Raw genomic sequence first — 15,033 nt, forward strand, 5'->3', positions numbered from 1 at the left:
GTCCCCTCGCCCCTCTGGGGAGAGGGTTAGGGTGAGGGGTTGGGCTATCGAACCAACGACAATGCCGGCCTTGATTACCCTCATCCGCACGCGGCCCGCCCCAGCCCCTCTCCCGGAGGTAGAGGGGAGCAAACCGCATCCGCCGTGAAGATCCCCGCTAGCTCCCCCTTGCGGAGCTGTGCGGCTACGCCGGCTTAACCATCATGCGGCCGACCATTTCCATATGCAGGGCGTGGCAGAACCAGCTGCAGTAGTACCAATGCAGGCCGGGCTTGTCGGCGATAAAGGTGATCGAGGAAGTCTGCTGCGGGCTGATTTCCATGCTCGCGCCGTGGTTGACCATCACAAAGCCGTGGGACACGTCCTCGATCTGGTCGATATTGGTGATGGTCACGGTGACTTCGTCGCCCTGGTTGACGTTGAACTCGGTCAGTCCGAAGGACGGTGCCATCGAGGTCATGTACACGCGGACTTTGTTGCCCTCACGGATCACCTTGTTGTCGGCTTCCAGGTTGATCCCGTCCTTCTTTGCCCGCTCGACTGTGGGGGCGAAGAACGGGTCGTTGCGGTCCCAGATCTTGCGGGTCTTGATCTGATCACGACGCGCCATGGTGCAGTCGTGCGGTTCGGCGAAAGTCGGGCCGTCATGCACCAGCTTCATTTCGTCGCCGGAGATGTCGATCAGCTGATCGTTTTCCGGGTGCAACGGGCCGGTCGGCAGGAAGCGGTCCTTGGAGAACTTGCTCAGGGCGATCAGCCACTTGCCGTCCGCTTCGCTGGTTTCGCACAGCGAGGCGTGGATGTGCCCCGGGTTGTAGTGCACGTCGAGCTTCTGCTTGATGTAGTTGACCTTCTCGCCTTTGTAGGCGCGCACGGCCTCGGCCATGTTCCACTTGACCACCTGGCTGTCGATAAACAGCGTGGTGTAGGCGTTGCCGCGACCGTCGAAGGTGGTGTGCAGCGGGCCCAGACCCAGTTCGGGTTCGGCGGCGATGGTGTCGCGCGGGTCCTTGAGCTTGTCGTCGAACAGGTCGTCGAGCTTGGCGATTTCGATCATCGACACGGTCGGCGACAGCTTGCCGTTGGCAATGAAGTATTTGCCGTCGGACGAGGTGTTGCAGCCGTGCGGGTTCTTCGGCACCGGGATGTAGCGGGTCAGCTGCGAGCCTTCGCGGCCATCAACCACCGGCGTTTTAGAGTCGCCGAGGGTGGTGAACTTGCCGGCCTTGATCGCCGCTTCGATGCGCTCGATGTTGAACACCACCACCCAATCGCGCTCGTTGCGCATCATGCCGCCGAGGTCGTAAGCCTTCTCCGAGTTGTAGCAGGTGGCGGCGGCGTACTTGCCGGTGTAATCGGCGTCGGTGTTGTCCAGGTTACCGTCGACTATGACCTGGAAGGCCATTTCCATGGTCTCGGCGTCGATGGCGTTGAACATGGTGTAGCTGTTCTTGTCCTGCAGATCGTAGGTGCTGCCATCGTTGGGATGCGGAATAACGAACTCGGCGTTGGCGAACACGTACTTGGTGTACGGCACCTTCTGCAGACGCAGACCGTGGATGGCCTGCACGTTGGGCACGGTGATCATCTTGTCGCACTTCATGATATCCAGACGGATACGCGCGACCCGGCTGTTGGCCTTGTCGTTGATAAACAGGTACTTGCCGTCGTATTTGCCGTCTGTCATGGAGATGTGCGGGTGGTGGCAGTCGCCGTTCTGGAACTTGGCGCTGTCACCCATGATGTGCTTGCTTTCGTTGGTCAGGCCCCAGCCGGTGGCCGAGTCGACGTTGAACACCGGGATGCGCATCAGTTCGCGCATCGACGGCACCCCCACCACTCGCACTTCGCCCTGGTGACCACCGCTCCAGAAACCGTAGTAATCGTCCAGCTCGCCCGGGCCAACATGAATCTTGGTTTTCGACTCGCTAACCGCAGCCGCCCAGGATTCGCGGGTCATCACTGTGCCGCCCAGCGCCGTCGCAGCCACTGCCGCGCCAGTTATGGCCGAGGCACCAAGGAAACCGCGGCGGCTCAAACCGAGTTTTTCCTGCTGCTCGGCTGCGCTTTTCGGGTTGCTGTTCTTCGATTCTTTATCGCTCATGGGTTGTGCTCCTTGACTGGATAAAACTGACTGTCGAGCGGGTCGTACCGTTGTTGCCGAAAGGCGCGCTCAGGGGACGACCACCTGCGTTACTGGTATCAAAACGGGGGGTATCAAATCGGGCTGTAAGGGCGACGGCTTGCCGCGCTTCTTCTTCAGAATCAGCGGCGGACACTTGTCGTCGTTGTGGTAGGTCATCTGGCAATCGAGGCAGTAGTGGCACTCGTTGGCATTGATATGGCCGTCCGGGTGGATCGCCTGGATCTCGCATTCCTTGGCGCACAGTTGGCAGGGGTTGCCGCATTCCTTACGGCGTTTGAGCCAGTCGAACAGGCGGAATTTGCTTGGAATGGCCAGCGCCGCGCCCAGCGGGCAGACGTAACGGCAGTAGACCTTGCGGGTGAAAATGTTGATCACCAGGAGAATCACCGCGTAGAGCACGAACCACCACTGGCGGTCGAACTTGAGGGTGATGGCGGTCTTGAACGGTTCCACTTCGGCGAAGCGCTCGGCAGTGGACAGCGACTCCAGGGACAGGCCGAACAGCAGCAACAGAATGATGTACTTGATCGCCCACAGCCGCTCGTGCAGGGCGAAGGGCAGCTCGTACTGAGGGATTTTCAGTTTGCGCGCGGCCTCGTTGATCAGCTCCTGCAACGCGCCGAACGGGCACAGCCAGCCGCAGAACACGCCGCGGCCCCAAAGCAGGATGCTGGCGGCGGTGAAGGTCCAGATAATGAAAATGATCGGGTCGGTAAGGAATAGCTCCCAGCGGAAGTCCTGCACCAGGGCATGGACGAAGGTCAGTACGTTGACCACCGACAACTGGCCCAGGGCGTACCAACCGATAAACACCACGGTGAAGATCAAGTAGCCGCGACGCAGCCAATGCAGAAAGTGCGGGCGCTGGGTGAATTTGTCCTGCAGGAACAGAATCACCGTAAGCAGCAGCAAGGCGACCAGTATCACGCCGATCTGAAAGCTCTTCTGATACCAGATATTCAGCCACAACGGCCGGTTGGCCTCTTCGATGGCGGCCAGCTCGGCGGCGCTCGGTTGCGGCCGGTCGAGGTACTCCTCAGGCATCTGGTAGGCCAATTCGAAGCTGCTGAAAATGCCGCTGATCGGGCCGGTCTGGCGCTTTACCAGCAGCTCAAGGGTCCAGGGGGAGCCAGGGTCGAAGCCATAGGGCTCGCGCACGATAAAGATCGCCATCTCACTGAAGTCCGGCATGCCTTCGGCATAGACATCGCTCAGACGCTCGAAATCGCGGTCGTGAAAACTGATGGTGGTGCCAAACTGGCGCAACTGCACCCGGTCGAAGATGCCGCCACGCACGTAACCCGAACCCTTGAACGAATAGCTGCCGCTGCCCAGCACGGCAATCGCCTGCTCGCCGGGCTTGAGCGACTCCATCAGAAAACGGTACTGGTTGTCGCCGAGCAGATTGCGGCCGATGGTCGGCGCATTCAGGTGCGCGGTGTAAAGGTCGATAAAGGTCTCGTCGACCTGCTCGGGCGCAGCTACCTCGACCCCTTCGGCTTCGCTGCTCTTGAACGCCTCGTCGACCTGACCACGGGTCAAGTGCAGGCGGCGAATGGCTCCGTTACCCGTCAGCTGGGTCCAGTCGGCAGGTTGATAAATGCCCTCGCGCAGCGTGGCTGGCTTCTGCGTCAGCCCGGCATCATCCGCGACCAGACCCAGCGAAACCGCCACGGTATGGGCGGCACGCATCACCACTTCATTGACTACCATCACCGTGACCGTGGCACCGGTCACCGCATCGACGGTCACGGCATTCGGGTCACTGGAGCGCCCCACCACCACCCGCTGGTTGACCTTGATACCTTTGTACTTGGCGTTGAAGCCGTGCAGCTTGGCTTCGGGAATGCCAATCAACAGGATCGGCTCGTGGTGTTCGAGTACATAGGCGTCCTGGATCACACCGGCCGTGTCGAGGATCACCTGCATATTGATCGGCTTGCCTGAATAGGCCGGGATATCGATCACATCCAGGCTCTGGAACACATAACCGAGCACCTTGTCGCCACTGGACAGGGTGCGTACGTTGAATTCGCCTTGTGGTTCGGACGGCGCATCGGCTTGGGGAAAAACCGAATCGATGCGTTGTTGTTCTATCTCGCCGTATGGCTTGGCTTGCACGGTCTGGGTGGTTGCCAATATGCACGCGAACAAAGCCGCGACAGCCAAGCGCCAGGCACCGGACAGGGAGAGGAAACGGTTTGCTTGAAGCGCTTTGGCTAACCACCGTAGCAACGGCAGAGAAACGCCAGGGCATTCCATTTGAGGGCTGACAGGCTGCATGTGCATTTTCCGCCTCAGGCGGTTAGAACGTGCAGCCATGGTAGGGATGCCTGGCTTCTCTCCCCTTGACCAAAATCAAGTTGCGACATCCTGCCGCGGGTGCGCAGGCTGTTCAGTCAGCTCTTCGTAGCCCGAATAAGCCTAGGCGCAATCCGGGCCCGATCTTGCGCCTTACAACGGTTTCGCGTTTTCCAAACCGGGTTGGCGGCGTTGGGCTTCGCAGGCTCAGCACCAACCTACGTCACTGTGCGGGGTTAAATACGCAGCGGTCGCTCCACGGCTTGCTTCGCTGGCCTTGAGCTCCATGCGGGCGATGCTGCGCAGGTGCACCTGATCCGGGCCGTCGGCGAAGCGCAGGGCGCGGCCGGTGGTCCACATATCGGCCAAGGGCGTGTCCGGGGTCAGACCCATGGCACCGTAGACCTGCATGGCGCGGTCGACCACACGGGTGTGCATGCCCGGCACCAGGGCCTTGATCATGGCAATCTCCTTGCGCGCGGCTTTGGTGCCGACTTCGTCGATCATCCAGGCGGTCTTGAGCACCAACAAGCGCGCCTGCTCGATCTCGATACGCGACTCGGCGATCCAGTCGCCGATATTGGCGTACTGGTGCAGGTACTTGCCGAAAGCCTTGCGCTCCTGAGCGCGCTCGACCATCAGCTGCAGGGCCAGCTCAGCCATGCCGATGGAGCGCATGCAATGGTGGACGCGTCCGGGGCCGAGGCGCGCCTGGGCCATCATAAAACCGGCACCCTCCTCGCCCAGCAAATTGCTGGCCGGCACCCGCACATCACGCAGCAGCAGCTCGCTATGGCCTTCCGGGGCGATATGGTTCATCACCGGGATATTGCGCAGCAGCTGCACGCCAGGCGTGTCGAACGGCACCAGGATCATGCTCTGCTGGCGATGGGCATCGGCGTTCGGGTCGGTCTTGCCCATGACGATCAGCAGCTTGCAATCGGGGTGCGAGGCATTGGTGATAAACCACTTGCGCCCGTTGATCACGTAGTCGTCGCCGTCGCGGCGGATCAGGGTCTGGATATTGCTGGCATCCGATGAGGGCACATCCGGCTCGGTCATGGCGAAGGCCGAACGGATTTCGCCTTCAAGCAGCGGCAGCAGCCAGCGCGCACGCTGCTCGGGCGTGGCGAACATATGCAGCAATTCCATATTGCCGGTGTCCGGCGCGTTGCAATTGAACACCTCGGAAGCCCAGTGCACGCGGCCCATGATCTCCGCCAGGGGCGCGTATTGCAGATTGCTCAAGGCCGTGCCCGGTTCGTCCGCATGCAGCGACGGCAGGAACAGGTTCCACAACCCTTCGGCCCGCGCCAGGGCCTTGAGGTCGGCCATAAAGGGCACCGGAAACTGCCCAGCGGCCACCGCGGCATGCCAGGCACCGATGCGCGGCACTATGTGGGCGTCCATAAAATCGCGCAGCTGCAGGCGCAGTGTTTCGGTGCGGGGGCTGTAGGCAAAGTGCATGGCAAGCCTCGTATCAATCATCGGAGTGAGGCATTACCTTAGGCCGCCACCTGGGCAAAACCCAGGATATTCGACCGCCTGAATCGGTGCCCATCACAGCGGCGCAGTAGGCCAGGAAGCTTGATCGAGATCATTACCGTGGGCGGTAACGCTGGTAGTGGCGTTGGCTTTTTGTAGCCCGGATGCAATCCGGGAGCGGTGTTGCAAGCGCCAAAGCTCCCCGGATTTCATCCGGGCTACGGGATCGCAAACATTCCGTAGGAGCGGCCTTGGCCGCGATCATCTGTTACCACTGGATATAAAACATGCCCTTGGCCAGCAGGACGATGCCGAGCATCTGCGCCAGCACGGCCCAGTGCAGTTTGCGATACAGGCCTGGGCTCATGCGTCCGGAGCGCAGCAGCATGGCGACCAGGCCGAAGCTGAGAAATACACTGACTGCCAGCACTATCTTCAGACTCAGCAAGGTGGCGAAGCTGCTGGCGAAAGGGTCGCTCAGCGCCTGGCGGTGATACCAGGCCAGGCCGAAGCCGGCGCCGTAAACCAATAGCACCACCCAATGCAGCACGGTGCGGGTGCGTTTGCCGAGGGCCCGTTCCAGCTCGACCAGCGCGCCGACGTCGAGCTGTGGCTTGACCTTGGCGAGGATGATCACCTCGAAGAACAGCGTGCCGATAAAGGCGATGGCACCGAGCAGGTGCAGGGTATGCAGTAGCGAATAGCTCATCACAGATTCCTAGTGAGCCGGTTCGAAATGTTCAGCCGGTTTCTGTAGGAGCTAGCTTGCTAGCGATCCTTAGCTCGCTGATCGCCAGCAAGCTAGCTCCTACACCCAACACCTACACCGTGCGCGAGAAGTTGCCCTTCTGCGCGTTGCCAAGGTAGGCATCAAAAGCCATGGCCACGCTGCGCATCAGCAAATGGCCTTGGGGCAACAGCAGCAGCTGGTCGTCGTGGATCTCCACCAAACGATCCGCCACATGCTCGTCGAGCGCGGCCAGCGCATCGGCAAAGTAGTCCTTGAAGTCGATGCCATGACGCGCCTCGATCCTGGCGAAGTCGATGCGGCCGTGGCACATCAGGTCGCTGATCACCTCGCGGCGCAGCAGGTCGTCGGCGTTCAGGCGGTAGCCGCGATGCACCGGCAGCAGGCCCTGGTCGAGGCGCGCGTAGTACTGCGAGAGCTCCTTGACGCTCTGGCTGTAGCTGTCACCGACCTTGCCGATTGAGGACACGCCGAGGCCGATCAGGTCGCAGTCGGCATGGGTGGAATAACCCTGGAAGTTGCGCTGCAGCGTGCCATTGGCCCGCGCCAGGGCCAGCTCATCATCCGGCAAGGCGAAGTGATCCATGCCGATATACACATAGCCGGCGGCGGTCAGACGCTTGATGGTCAGCTCCAGCAACTCCAGTTTGCGCTCTGGCGGCGGCATGTCCTCGCGGCGGATCAGCCGTTGCGCCCGTACCAGTTCCGGCAGGTGCGCGTAGCTGTAGGCGGCGATGCGATCCGGGCGCAGGGCGATGATCTTGCTCAGGGTGACGTCGAAACTGGCCACGGTCTGCAGCGGCAGGCCGTAGATCAGATCGACGCTGACCGACTTGAAGCGCGCCTCGCGCGCTGCGGCGACCAGGGCGTAGATCTGCTCTTCGCTCTGCACCCGGTTGACCGCCGCCTGCACCTGCGGGTCGAAATCCTGCACGCCGAAGCTCAGGCGGTTGAAGCCCAGCGAGCGCAGATGCTGGATCTGCTCGGTGCTGATGGTGCGCGGGTCGACCTCGATGGAAAACTCGTGCTCGTCGCTGTCGTCCATATCGAACGCCTGGTGCAGGCAGTCCATCAGGTCGGCCAGCTGCTCGCGGGTCAGGTAGGTCGGTGTGCCGCCGCCAAAGTGCAGCTGGGTCAGCTTGCGCGTGCCGTCGAACAGCGCCGCCTGCATGGCGATCTCGCGCTTGAGGTAGTCCAGGTACTCGACCGCGCGGTGGGTCTTCTGGGTGATGATCTTGTTACAGGCGCAGTAGTAACAAAGGCTCTTGCAGAACGGGATATGGATATACAGCGACAGCGGCTTGGGCGCGGCGGCCCGGTTGCTGGCCGCCGCGGCGCTCTGATAGTCGTCCACGGCAAAGGCCTGATGGAACTGCGGCGCCGTCGGATAGGACGTATAACGCGGCCCCGGACGGTCATATTTCTCGACCAGGGCACGATCAAAACTCAGTGATTGGGCCATGTTCGACCACCTCGCAACATAAACAGGATGACCGCAACTGCGGCTGGCGGAGCGCCCGCGTTGCCAGCCGTGATAGCTGGCACTAATGCTGCGATTGTACGGACCCGCACCAGTGGCACACCTGACGAGAGTCAATTCTCGCGCACAGACCGACCCCGTTCGGCGGCGGAGCGAGAAGAGATGTCGGCGTTGTGATCAGTGGCCACGCAACTCGAAAGCCGGAAACAGTTGTTCCAGGCGCAACCACAGCTCGCCCGCCTCGCCCGCCTCGCTCGGCGTCGCGGTTATCGGCAGCGCCGCGTCGAGCATGTGCGCGCTGCGTACCAGTTGTACGGCGAAGTGTTTGACGCCGAAGGCATGCAATCGCTGGCCGATGCGCCAGAGCTTATCCACATCCATCAGGTGCCAATGCACGGTGGTGCGGCATTCGTAGTTCACGCCGCTGGCCAGCAGGTGTTCCAGGCTGCGCCAGTTGGCTTTGCCGCTACCGCTGACGCCGGTGATCAGCTCGGCATCTTCGGCCAGGGCCTTGATATCGAAACCGACCCAGTCCACCGCCTTTAGCGCCCAGGCAAACGCCCAGGGTTTGATCCCGGCGCTATGCAGGCCGATGCGATAGCCCAACCCGCGCGCCTCATCCATTGCCGGCACCAGGCCGCCTTGCAGGGTCGCCTCGCCGCCGCTGAACACCACGGCCTGTAACAAGCCCTGACGCCGACGGAGAAATTCCAGCACCTGCGGCCAGGGAATTTCCTGCTCGCTACGGGCTGGGATCAGGTCCGGGTTGTGGCAGTAACGACAACGCCAGGCGCAACCCTGGCAGAACAGCACGCAGGCCAGCAGCCCGGGATAGTCGAGGGTGGTCAGGGGCACCATGCCCCCGACCCGTAACGCTCTGCTCACGCAGCGCGCACTCGCGCCGCCGCTTCGGTGAAGTGCTGACGCTCGAAGTGCTCGGACTGCTTGCCCGGGTTGAAGGCAGTAACCGGGCGGTGATAGCCCATCACCCGGGTCCAGACTTCGCAGCGTTGGCGTTGTGCTTCTGGGAGTTGCTGAGTGTTTTGCATGGTGTAGCTCCTTGCTGTGGGTAAAAGGAAAAATCCAGATGCGGATCTGTTATATGCGCCACTCTTTGGGGGAGTGGCCAGTTGTGGGAGGGGCTTCAGCCGCGATCCAGTGCTAACACCGGCGGTCACCCGCGATCAGCCGCAGGCCTTCTCGGCGCAGCTTTGCTGCTTGCGCAGCAGCGCTTCATCGCATTTCGGGCAGAACTCGTGCTCGCCATCCAGGTAGCCATGCACCGGGCAGATCGAGAACGTCGGAGTGATCGTCAGATACGGCAGGCGGAAGCGCCCCAGGGCGTTGCGCACCAGTTGCTTGCAGGCCTGGACCGAAGAAATCCGCTCGGCCATATACAGATGCAGCACGGTGCCGCCGGTGTACTTACATTGCAGCTCGTCCTGCAGTTCCAGCGCCTCGAAGGGGTCGTCGGTAAAGCCCACCGGCAATTGCGAGGAGTTGGTGTAGTACGGTGCCTCGGCACTGCCGGCCTGGAGAATGTCCGGGTAGCGCTTGCGGTCTTCCTTGGCGAAACGGTAGGTGGTGCCCTCCGCCGGCGTGGCTTCGAGGTTGTACATCTGCCCGGTTTCTTCCTGGAAGCGCACCAGGGTGGCTCGTACATGGTCGAGCAGAAGCAAGGCGAACTGGCGGCCCTTCGGCGTATGCATGCCCTCCTCGTCGCCGCTGAAGTTGCGCAGCATTTCGTGCATGCCGTTGAGGCCGATGGTGGAGAAGTGATTGCGCAGCGTGCCCAGGTAACGCTTGGTGTAGGGGTAAAGGCCGGCGTCCATATGGTGCTGGATCACCTTGCGCTTGACCTCCAGGCTCTCCATCGCCAGCTCCATCAGCTGATCGAGGCGCTTGAGCAGGCCCTGGGTGTCGCCCTTATAGAGGTAACCCAGGCGCGCGCAGTTGATCGTCACCACGCCCAGGGAGCCGGTCTGCTCGGCCGAGCCGAACAGGCCGCCACCGCGCTTGAGCAGTTCGCGCACGTCCAGCTGCAGGCGGCAGCACATCGAGCGCACCTGGTTGGGCTGCATATCCGAGTTGAGGAAGTTCTGGAAGTACGGCAGGCCGTAACGCGCGGTCATCTCGAACAGGCGGTCGGCGTTCTCGCTGTCCCAGGGGAAGTCATGGGTGATGTTGTAGGTCGGAATCGGGAAGGTGAACACCCGGCCCATGGCGTCGCCGGCCTGCATCACCTCGATATAGGCGCGGTTGATCAGCTCCATCTCGGCCTGCAGGTCGCCATAGGCGAAGGGCATTTCCACCCCGCCGATATAGGGGATCTGCTCGCGCAGGTCTTCCGGGCACACCCAGTCGAAGGTCAGGTTGGTGAACGGCGTCTGGGTGCCCCAGCGCGACGGCACATTGAGGTTATAGATGAACTCCTGAATCGCCTGGCGCACCTCGGCGAAACCCAGGTTGTCCTTGCGCACATAGGGTGCCAGGTAGGTGTCGAAGGAGCTGAAGGCCTGGGCCCCAGCCCACTCGTTCTGCAGCGTGCCGAGAAAATTGACCATCTGCCCCAGGGCGCTGGAGAGGTGCTTGGGCGGCCCCGCCTCGACCCGCCCGGGAATGCCGTTGAAACCCTCGTTGAGCAGGCTGCGCAGCGACCAGCCGGCGCAATAGCCGGCGAGCATGTCCAGATCATGAACATGCAGATCGGCCTCGCGGTGCGCCTGACCAATGGCCTCGCTGTACACCTCGTCCAGCCAGTAGTTGGCGGTGACCTTGCCCGAGACATTGAGAATCAAGCCGCCGAGGGAATAGCCCTGGTTGGCGTTGGCGCGCACCCGCCAGTCCTCGCGCGACAGGTACTCGTTCATCGAAGCCGCCACATCCACCAGCGCCTTGCGATCACGGCGCAAGCGGCCATGGCGCTCACGGTAAACGATATAGGCGCGGGCGGTCTGGTAAAAACCGGCCTCCATCAGCACCCGCTCGACGCGATCCTGCACCTGCTCGACATCGACACTGGGCAAGTCCAGCAGGCGCGCCAATACCGCATCGGCCAACTGCCCCGCCAGGGCCTGATCGAACTCCCCGCACGCCTCCCCCGCCGCGGCAATCGCCTGGGCAATCTTGCCGAGATCGAACGCAACTACGCTGCCGTCGCGCTTGCAAAGCTGCTGCGGGTGAAGGGCCATCTTCGTGCTGAGCATTCCGCCTCCTGACACTACATATAGGTATTTGTTTTCTTACAAACACAACATGCAGTGAAAGTTACGCGAGAAAAGCGGGTGTACGATTGACTACGATCAAGAACAGGGAAGGCTGGTCAAAGCGAGAGAATGCGCAGGCGGTGACCACGCGGCGACGGACTGCGCGCAGGCCCGTGTGCCACGCAACCCATTCAAGACAGCACGTGCCTACGTAAGTGGCCAGCAACGCGAAGGAATGGGTCGTTCAGCCGCGCCGCGCGCTGCAAATCGCATTGCTGGGCGGGTGCACTCAGCTCCTGCAACCACCCTTGAGCCCTTTCTCCCCCTACGATAAATGCACTTCACGCGAATCCTCAGGTGTCTCGTCTCGCTCGTTTAGGCCGTAATCCCGAATGACAGTAGCGACGCGGAGCCGGTAGTCGGCAAAGATTGCCTGCCGACCGGCCTTCTGGGTGGAGCGATGAAGTTCGAAGTTGCGCCATTGCTTTACGGCTTCTTCATCCCGCCAGAACGACAGCGAAAGGATTTTTCCTGGATTGCTAAGGCTTTCGAAGCGCTCTATCGACAGGAAGCCGTCGATCTCTTCTAGGTGCGGGCGCAGTGCGCTTGCGGCGTCGAGGTAGTCCTGCTTGCGCTGCGCATGCGGCAGCACCTCGAAAATGACTGCGATCATGCCAGGACTCCCACAGGCAAAGCTGGCATGCCGAGCGTGCCCTTCACCACCTCCACAAAACTTCGTTCCTCCTTGAGGATAAAGCGGCGCTCCTGGGCCATGGTGAAGTTCTGGTGGCCTTCCGGATCGGACTTCAAACAGCCGCGGTAAGCCTCGTAGGCCGCCAGACTGTCGAACGCGATCAGCCCCCAGGCGACATTGTTGGTCCCCTCGTGGGGCAGGAAATAGCCCAGCAGGTGACCGCCGCACCTGGGGATGATGCGCCCCCAGTTTTCGGCGTACTCATTGAACGCATCGCGCTGGAAAGGATCGATCTCGTAACGGATAACGCAGGTGATGCCCATGTGCTTCTCCCTCTTAACTGGTAGCAGGCCGTTGAAATACGTAGGCAGGTTAGCGCTTGGCCGGCCCCGGGTGGTTCGACTAGGATCGAACCATGAGTGAAGGTCCTAACATCGTGCGCATTGCGGCGCTTATCGGCGAAAACGCCAGGGCGGAGGTTCTCTGCGCCCTGATGTCGGGTCGCGCGCTGACCGCTACCGAGCTGGCGGATATGGCCGGCGTCACCAAGCAAACCATCAGTTTTCACCTCGGCAAGCTGCTCGAAGCCGGGCTGCTCAAGGTCGACCAGCAGGGCCGTCACCGCTACTTCCGGCTTGCCGGGCCGGATGTCGCGCAACTTCTGGAGTCGTTGATGGGCATGGCGGTGCAAAGCGAAGGCGTCCGCCCGCGAACGGGCCCACGCGACCCAGCCCTGCGCAAGGCGCGCATCTGTTACGACCATCTTGCCGGCGAGTTGGGGGTGCTGGCGTACGAGCAGATGCTGCGCCAGGGCGTGTTCGAAACCCGTCACGAAGGCCCACGGCTCACTGAACATGGGCGGCTGTGGTTTCTTCGTTTAGGCATAGATACGGACGCGGTTGCCTGTGCAAAACGGTCGTTTTGCAGGGCCTGTCTCGATTGGAGCGAGCGCCGGCATCACCTGGCAGGGGCGCTCGGGGCGGCGCTGCTGACACGAATCCAGGAACTCGGCTGGGCGAAGCGGGCAAAGGATTCTCGCGCTATAGTATTCAGCGACCGAGGCGAAGCGTCACTGTTGGCGGCGCTTAGTTCGGGAAGCACTACATCCGAGCCCATCCGAGAAAACATCGCAAGCGACTCCCCTGCCGCTGCAATTTTTCTAGCGCGCCGTGAGGCGCATTGGGAGGCTGATTCGAAATGACGCAAAGCGCCACAAAATCTCGGATCCAAGCGAAGCTGCTGCGCCCGGCCAAGTCGGACAGTGATACTCCTTGGGCTTTTGTAGTGCTGCCCAAGAGCGCGAGCGAAAAGCTGCCGAGACGAGGAAGAACGACGGTGGAAGGCAGCCTCAACGGTCATGGCTTCCAGGCTACGCTTGAACCGGATGGCCAATTGAGCCACTGGCTGCGGGTGAATGAGGCGCTACTAGAAACCGCAGGCGTGAGCGTCGGCGACACCGCCACGCTTGAGATCATGGCTGTGGAGCAAGAGCCTGAACCCGAGATCCCCGCTGACCTGCAACAAGCCCTGGCGGCTGCCCCCAAGGCGCGAGCCGTTTGGGACGACACAACCACCATCGCCCGCCTGGACTGGATCCATTGGATCACCTCAGCCAAACAGGCCAAGACTCGGGCACAGCGGATTAGTAATGCGTGCGACATGCTCGCCTCTGGAAAGCGGCGGGTTTGCTGTTTCGATCTATCTGGTTACTACAGCAAAGCCCTCAGCGCGCCCAAGGCGGCGGATTAGGGCAATCTTGCAGCGGCCGCAGAGGCTGGTGCGCACGGCGCACCCTGCGAGTCAGCAGTTCTCAGCGATGCCAAGCGCGCAAGTCCTTCCATTGCAGCCTAGGCTTGGGTTATCGCCTCTGGATTTCACCTATGAATAGCAGCGATAAATCCAAGCCTCTAGCGCCGGTCTTTGTACGGCGTCCGCAGTTCTGGCGAGTGGCCAAGCGTTGTTGCCAGATTGCCGGCACGGTGGATGTGGCGTTTTTCTTCCTTTTCCATGCCTTCGGCTCTCCGATCCTGGCGTGGGTCAATGTCATCAGTGTTTCCATGTACGTGCTGGCCTATCAGGCGCTGGCCAGGCGGCGCAATCGGCTGGCCATTGCGCTGATTTGGACAGAGGTAATCGTTCATGCCGCCTTGGGCACGCTGTTGATCGGCTGGGACAGTGGCTTTCACTACTATCTGTTGATGTTCATTCCGGCGCTGTTTCTCAGCATGCAATTGCGCGCCGCCCTGGTGTCACTGGTTTCACTATGGGCGTTCTATGTTGTGCTGGATGCCGTCATGTGGGCTATTGAGCCGCTGCAGCCAATTTCCCGTAGTGCCTTGCTGGCAGTGCACCTGTTCAATCTGAGCGTGGTGTTCGCCATGTTCAGTTATCTGTCGTTCTTCTATTTGAAGATCGTCAATTCGGCGCAGCGCAAACTGCGGCAGATGGCAGCCACCGACCCGCTGACGGGGTTGTTCAATCGCCGCCATATGATCGATTCGGCCGAGAGGGAATTGGCTCGTTTCGAGCGCAACCGGCATCCAATCGGGGTGCTGTTGCTGGATATCGATCACTTCAAGACCATTAACGATAGCCATGGCCACGATGTCGGCGACAAGGTGTTGGTCGAGGTGGCGAACAGCATCAATTCGCAGCTGAGAACTCAGGATTTGATTGCGCGCTGGGGTGGCGAGGAATTTCTGGCGGTTCTTCCGGATACCGATCTGGAGCAGGCGCGGGCTATTGCCGAACGCGTCAGACAGGCATTGATGCAACAGAGCTGGTGTTTCGACGGTAAGCCCGTCGCAGTCACCATCAGCGTGGGCATCAGCGAATTCGAAGAGGGTGATGAGCTGAAGAGCCCAATCAAGCGGGCCGATAAGGCGCTGTACCGTTGCAAGGACAATGGTCGGAACCGGGTTGAGGTGTGCTCTGGTTTCGACAAGATCGCTTGAACGCCATCTCCCGGCCATC

Annotated in this window: 13 protein-coding genes; 3 read left to right on the forward strand and 10 right to left on the reverse strand. The window is 61.3% G+C overall.

Annotated elements, in window-relative coordinates:
* Positions 1-184 precede the first annotated feature (184 nt).
* The 10 genes from nosZ to VMP31_RS08890 all read right to left on the reverse strand — a co-directional run bounded on the left by nosZ (position 185) and on the right by VMP31_RS08890 (position 12,383).
* Positions 185-2,104 (reverse strand): TAT-dependent nitrous-oxide reductase, encoded by a 1,920-nt coding sequence (gene nosZ, locus VMP31_RS08845; protein WP_325506174.1) that lies wholly within the window; start codon positions 2,102-2,104, stop codon positions 185-187.
* A gap of 69 nt (positions 2,105-2,173) precedes the next feature.
* Positions 2,174-4,408, reverse strand: a complete 2,235-nt coding sequence (gene nosR, locus VMP31_RS08850; RefSeq protein ID WP_414705439.1) for a transcriptional regulator NosR — start codon at positions 4,406-4,408, stop codon at positions 2,174-2,176.
* A gap of 246 nt (positions 4,409-4,654) precedes the next feature.
* On the reverse strand, positions 4,655-5,914 hold the full coding sequence (locus VMP31_RS08855) for an acyl-CoA dehydrogenase family protein (protein WP_325506178.1): 1,260 nt from the start codon (positions 5,912-5,914) through the stop codon (positions 4,655-4,657).
* 286 nt (positions 5,915-6,200) lie between these two features.
* Positions 6,201-6,641: a hypothetical protein gene (locus tag VMP31_RS08860; RefSeq protein ID WP_325506180.1), complete on the reverse strand. Its 441-nt coding sequence runs from the start codon at positions 6,639-6,641 to the stop codon at positions 6,201-6,203.
* 112 nt (positions 6,642-6,753) lie between these two features.
* A complete protein-coding gene (gene hemN, locus VMP31_RS08865; protein ID WP_325506182.1) occupies positions 6,754-8,142 on the reverse strand; it encodes an oxygen-independent coproporphyrinogen III oxidase in 1,389 nt (462 codons plus the stop codon).
* Positions 8,143-8,337: 195 nt separating this feature from the next.
* Positions 8,338-9,045, reverse strand: a complete 708-nt coding sequence (locus VMP31_RS08870) for an anaerobic ribonucleoside-triphosphate reductase activating protein (protein WP_325506184.1) — start codon at positions 9,043-9,045, stop codon at positions 8,338-8,340.
* A complete protein-coding gene (gene nrdD, locus VMP31_RS08875) occupies positions 9,042-9,209 on the reverse strand; it encodes an anaerobic ribonucleoside-triphosphate reductase (protein WP_325506186.1) in 168 nt (55 codons plus the stop codon). Before nrdD ends, VMP31_RS08870 begins: the two co-directional genes overlap by 4 nt.
* 135 nt (positions 9,210-9,344) lie before the next feature.
* Entirely contained in the window at positions 9,345-11,366 is a 2,022-nt protein-coding gene (locus tag VMP31_RS08880) for a ribonucleoside triphosphate reductase (RefSeq protein WP_325506188.1), read from the reverse strand.
* Between the two features lie 325 nt (positions 11,367-11,691).
* Entirely contained in the window at positions 11,692-12,039 is a 348-nt protein-coding gene (locus tag VMP31_RS08885) for an antibiotic biosynthesis monooxygenase (RefSeq protein WP_325506190.1), read from the reverse strand.
* Positions 12,036-12,383: an NIPSNAP family protein gene (locus VMP31_RS08890; protein ID WP_325506192.1), complete on the reverse strand. Its 348-nt coding sequence runs from the start codon at positions 12,381-12,383 to the stop codon at positions 12,036-12,038. The genes VMP31_RS08885 and VMP31_RS08890 overlap by 4 nt, the downstream gene beginning before the upstream one ends.
* 92 nt (positions 12,384-12,475) lie before the next feature.
* Here VMP31_RS08890 and VMP31_RS08895 point away from each other — a divergent pair, with 92 nt between their 5' ends.
* The 3 genes from VMP31_RS08895 (at position 12,476) to VMP31_RS08905 (ending at position 15,014) form a co-directional block, all read left to right on the forward strand.
* A complete protein-coding gene (locus VMP31_RS08895; RefSeq protein ID WP_325506194.1) occupies positions 12,476-13,261 on the forward strand; it encodes a helix-turn-helix domain-containing protein in 786 nt (261 codons plus the stop codon).
* Positions 13,258-13,809, forward strand: coding sequence for a YdeI/OmpD-associated family protein (locus VMP31_RS08900; RefSeq protein ID WP_325506197.1), 552 nt, complete (start codon positions 13,258-13,260; stop codon positions 13,807-13,809). The genes VMP31_RS08895 and VMP31_RS08900 overlap by 4 nt, the downstream gene beginning before the upstream one ends.
* A 131-nt stretch (positions 13,810-13,940) precedes the next feature.
* The gene (locus VMP31_RS08905; protein WP_325506199.1) at positions 13,941-15,014 is read left to right on the forward strand and encodes a diguanylate cyclase; all 1,074 of its coding nucleotides are present in this window, start codon (positions 13,941-13,943) and stop codon (positions 15,012-15,014) included.
* Positions 15,015-15,033: the final 19 nt, after the last annotated feature.

Origin of the sequence: Pseudomonas sp. (assembly GCF_035512415.1) — a bacterium.
Lineage (GTDB): Bacteria > Pseudomonadota > Gammaproteobacteria > Pseudomonadales > Pseudomonadaceae > Aquipseudomonas.

Excerpts from the sequence above, each read along its gene's own strand:
- VMP31_RS08890 (WP_325506192.1), bottom strand. The coding sequence starts at position 12,383 with ATGGGCATCACCTGCGTTATCCGTTACGAGATCGATCCTTTCCAGCGC.
- VMP31_RS08895 (WP_325506194.1), top strand. The coding sequence starts at position 12,476 with ATGAGTGAAGGTCCTAACATCGTGCGCATTGCGGCGCTTATCGGCGAA.
- hemN (WP_325506182.1), bottom strand. The coding sequence starts at position 8,142 with ATGGCCCAATCACTGAGTTTTGATCGTGCCCTGGTCGAGAAATATGAC.
- VMP31_RS08900 (WP_325506197.1), top strand. The coding sequence starts at position 13,258 with ATGACGCAAAGCGCCACAAAATCTCGGATCCAAGCGAAGCTGCTGCGC.
- nrdD (WP_325506186.1), bottom strand. The coding sequence starts at position 9,209 with ATGCAAAACACTCAGCAACTCCCAGAAGCACAACGCCAACGCTGCGAA.
- VMP31_RS08885 (WP_325506190.1), bottom strand. The coding sequence starts at position 12,039 with ATGATCGCAGTCATTTTCGAGGTGCTGCCGCATGCGCAGCGCAAGCAG.
- VMP31_RS08905 (WP_325506199.1), top strand. The coding sequence starts at position 13,941 with ATGAATAGCAGCGATAAATCCAAGCCTCTAGCGCCGGTCTTTGTACGG.
- VMP31_RS08855 (WP_325506178.1), bottom strand. The coding sequence starts at position 5,914 with ATGCACTTTGCCTACAGCCCCCGCACCGAAACACTGCGCCTGCAGCTG.
- VMP31_RS08860 (WP_325506180.1), bottom strand. The coding sequence starts at position 6,641 with ATGAGCTATTCGCTACTGCATACCCTGCACCTGCTCGGTGCCATCGCC.
- nosR (WP_414705439.1), bottom strand. The coding sequence starts at position 4,408 with ATGGAATGCCCTGGCGTTTCTCTGCCGTTGCTACGGTGGTTAGCCAAA.
- VMP31_RS08880 (WP_325506188.1), bottom strand. The coding sequence starts at position 11,366 with ATGCTCAGCACGAAGATGGCCCTTCACCCGCAGCAGCTTTGCAAGCGC.
- nosZ (WP_325506174.1), bottom strand. The coding sequence starts at position 2,104 with ATGAGCGATAAAGAATCGAAGAACAGCAACCCGAAAAGCGCAGCCGAG.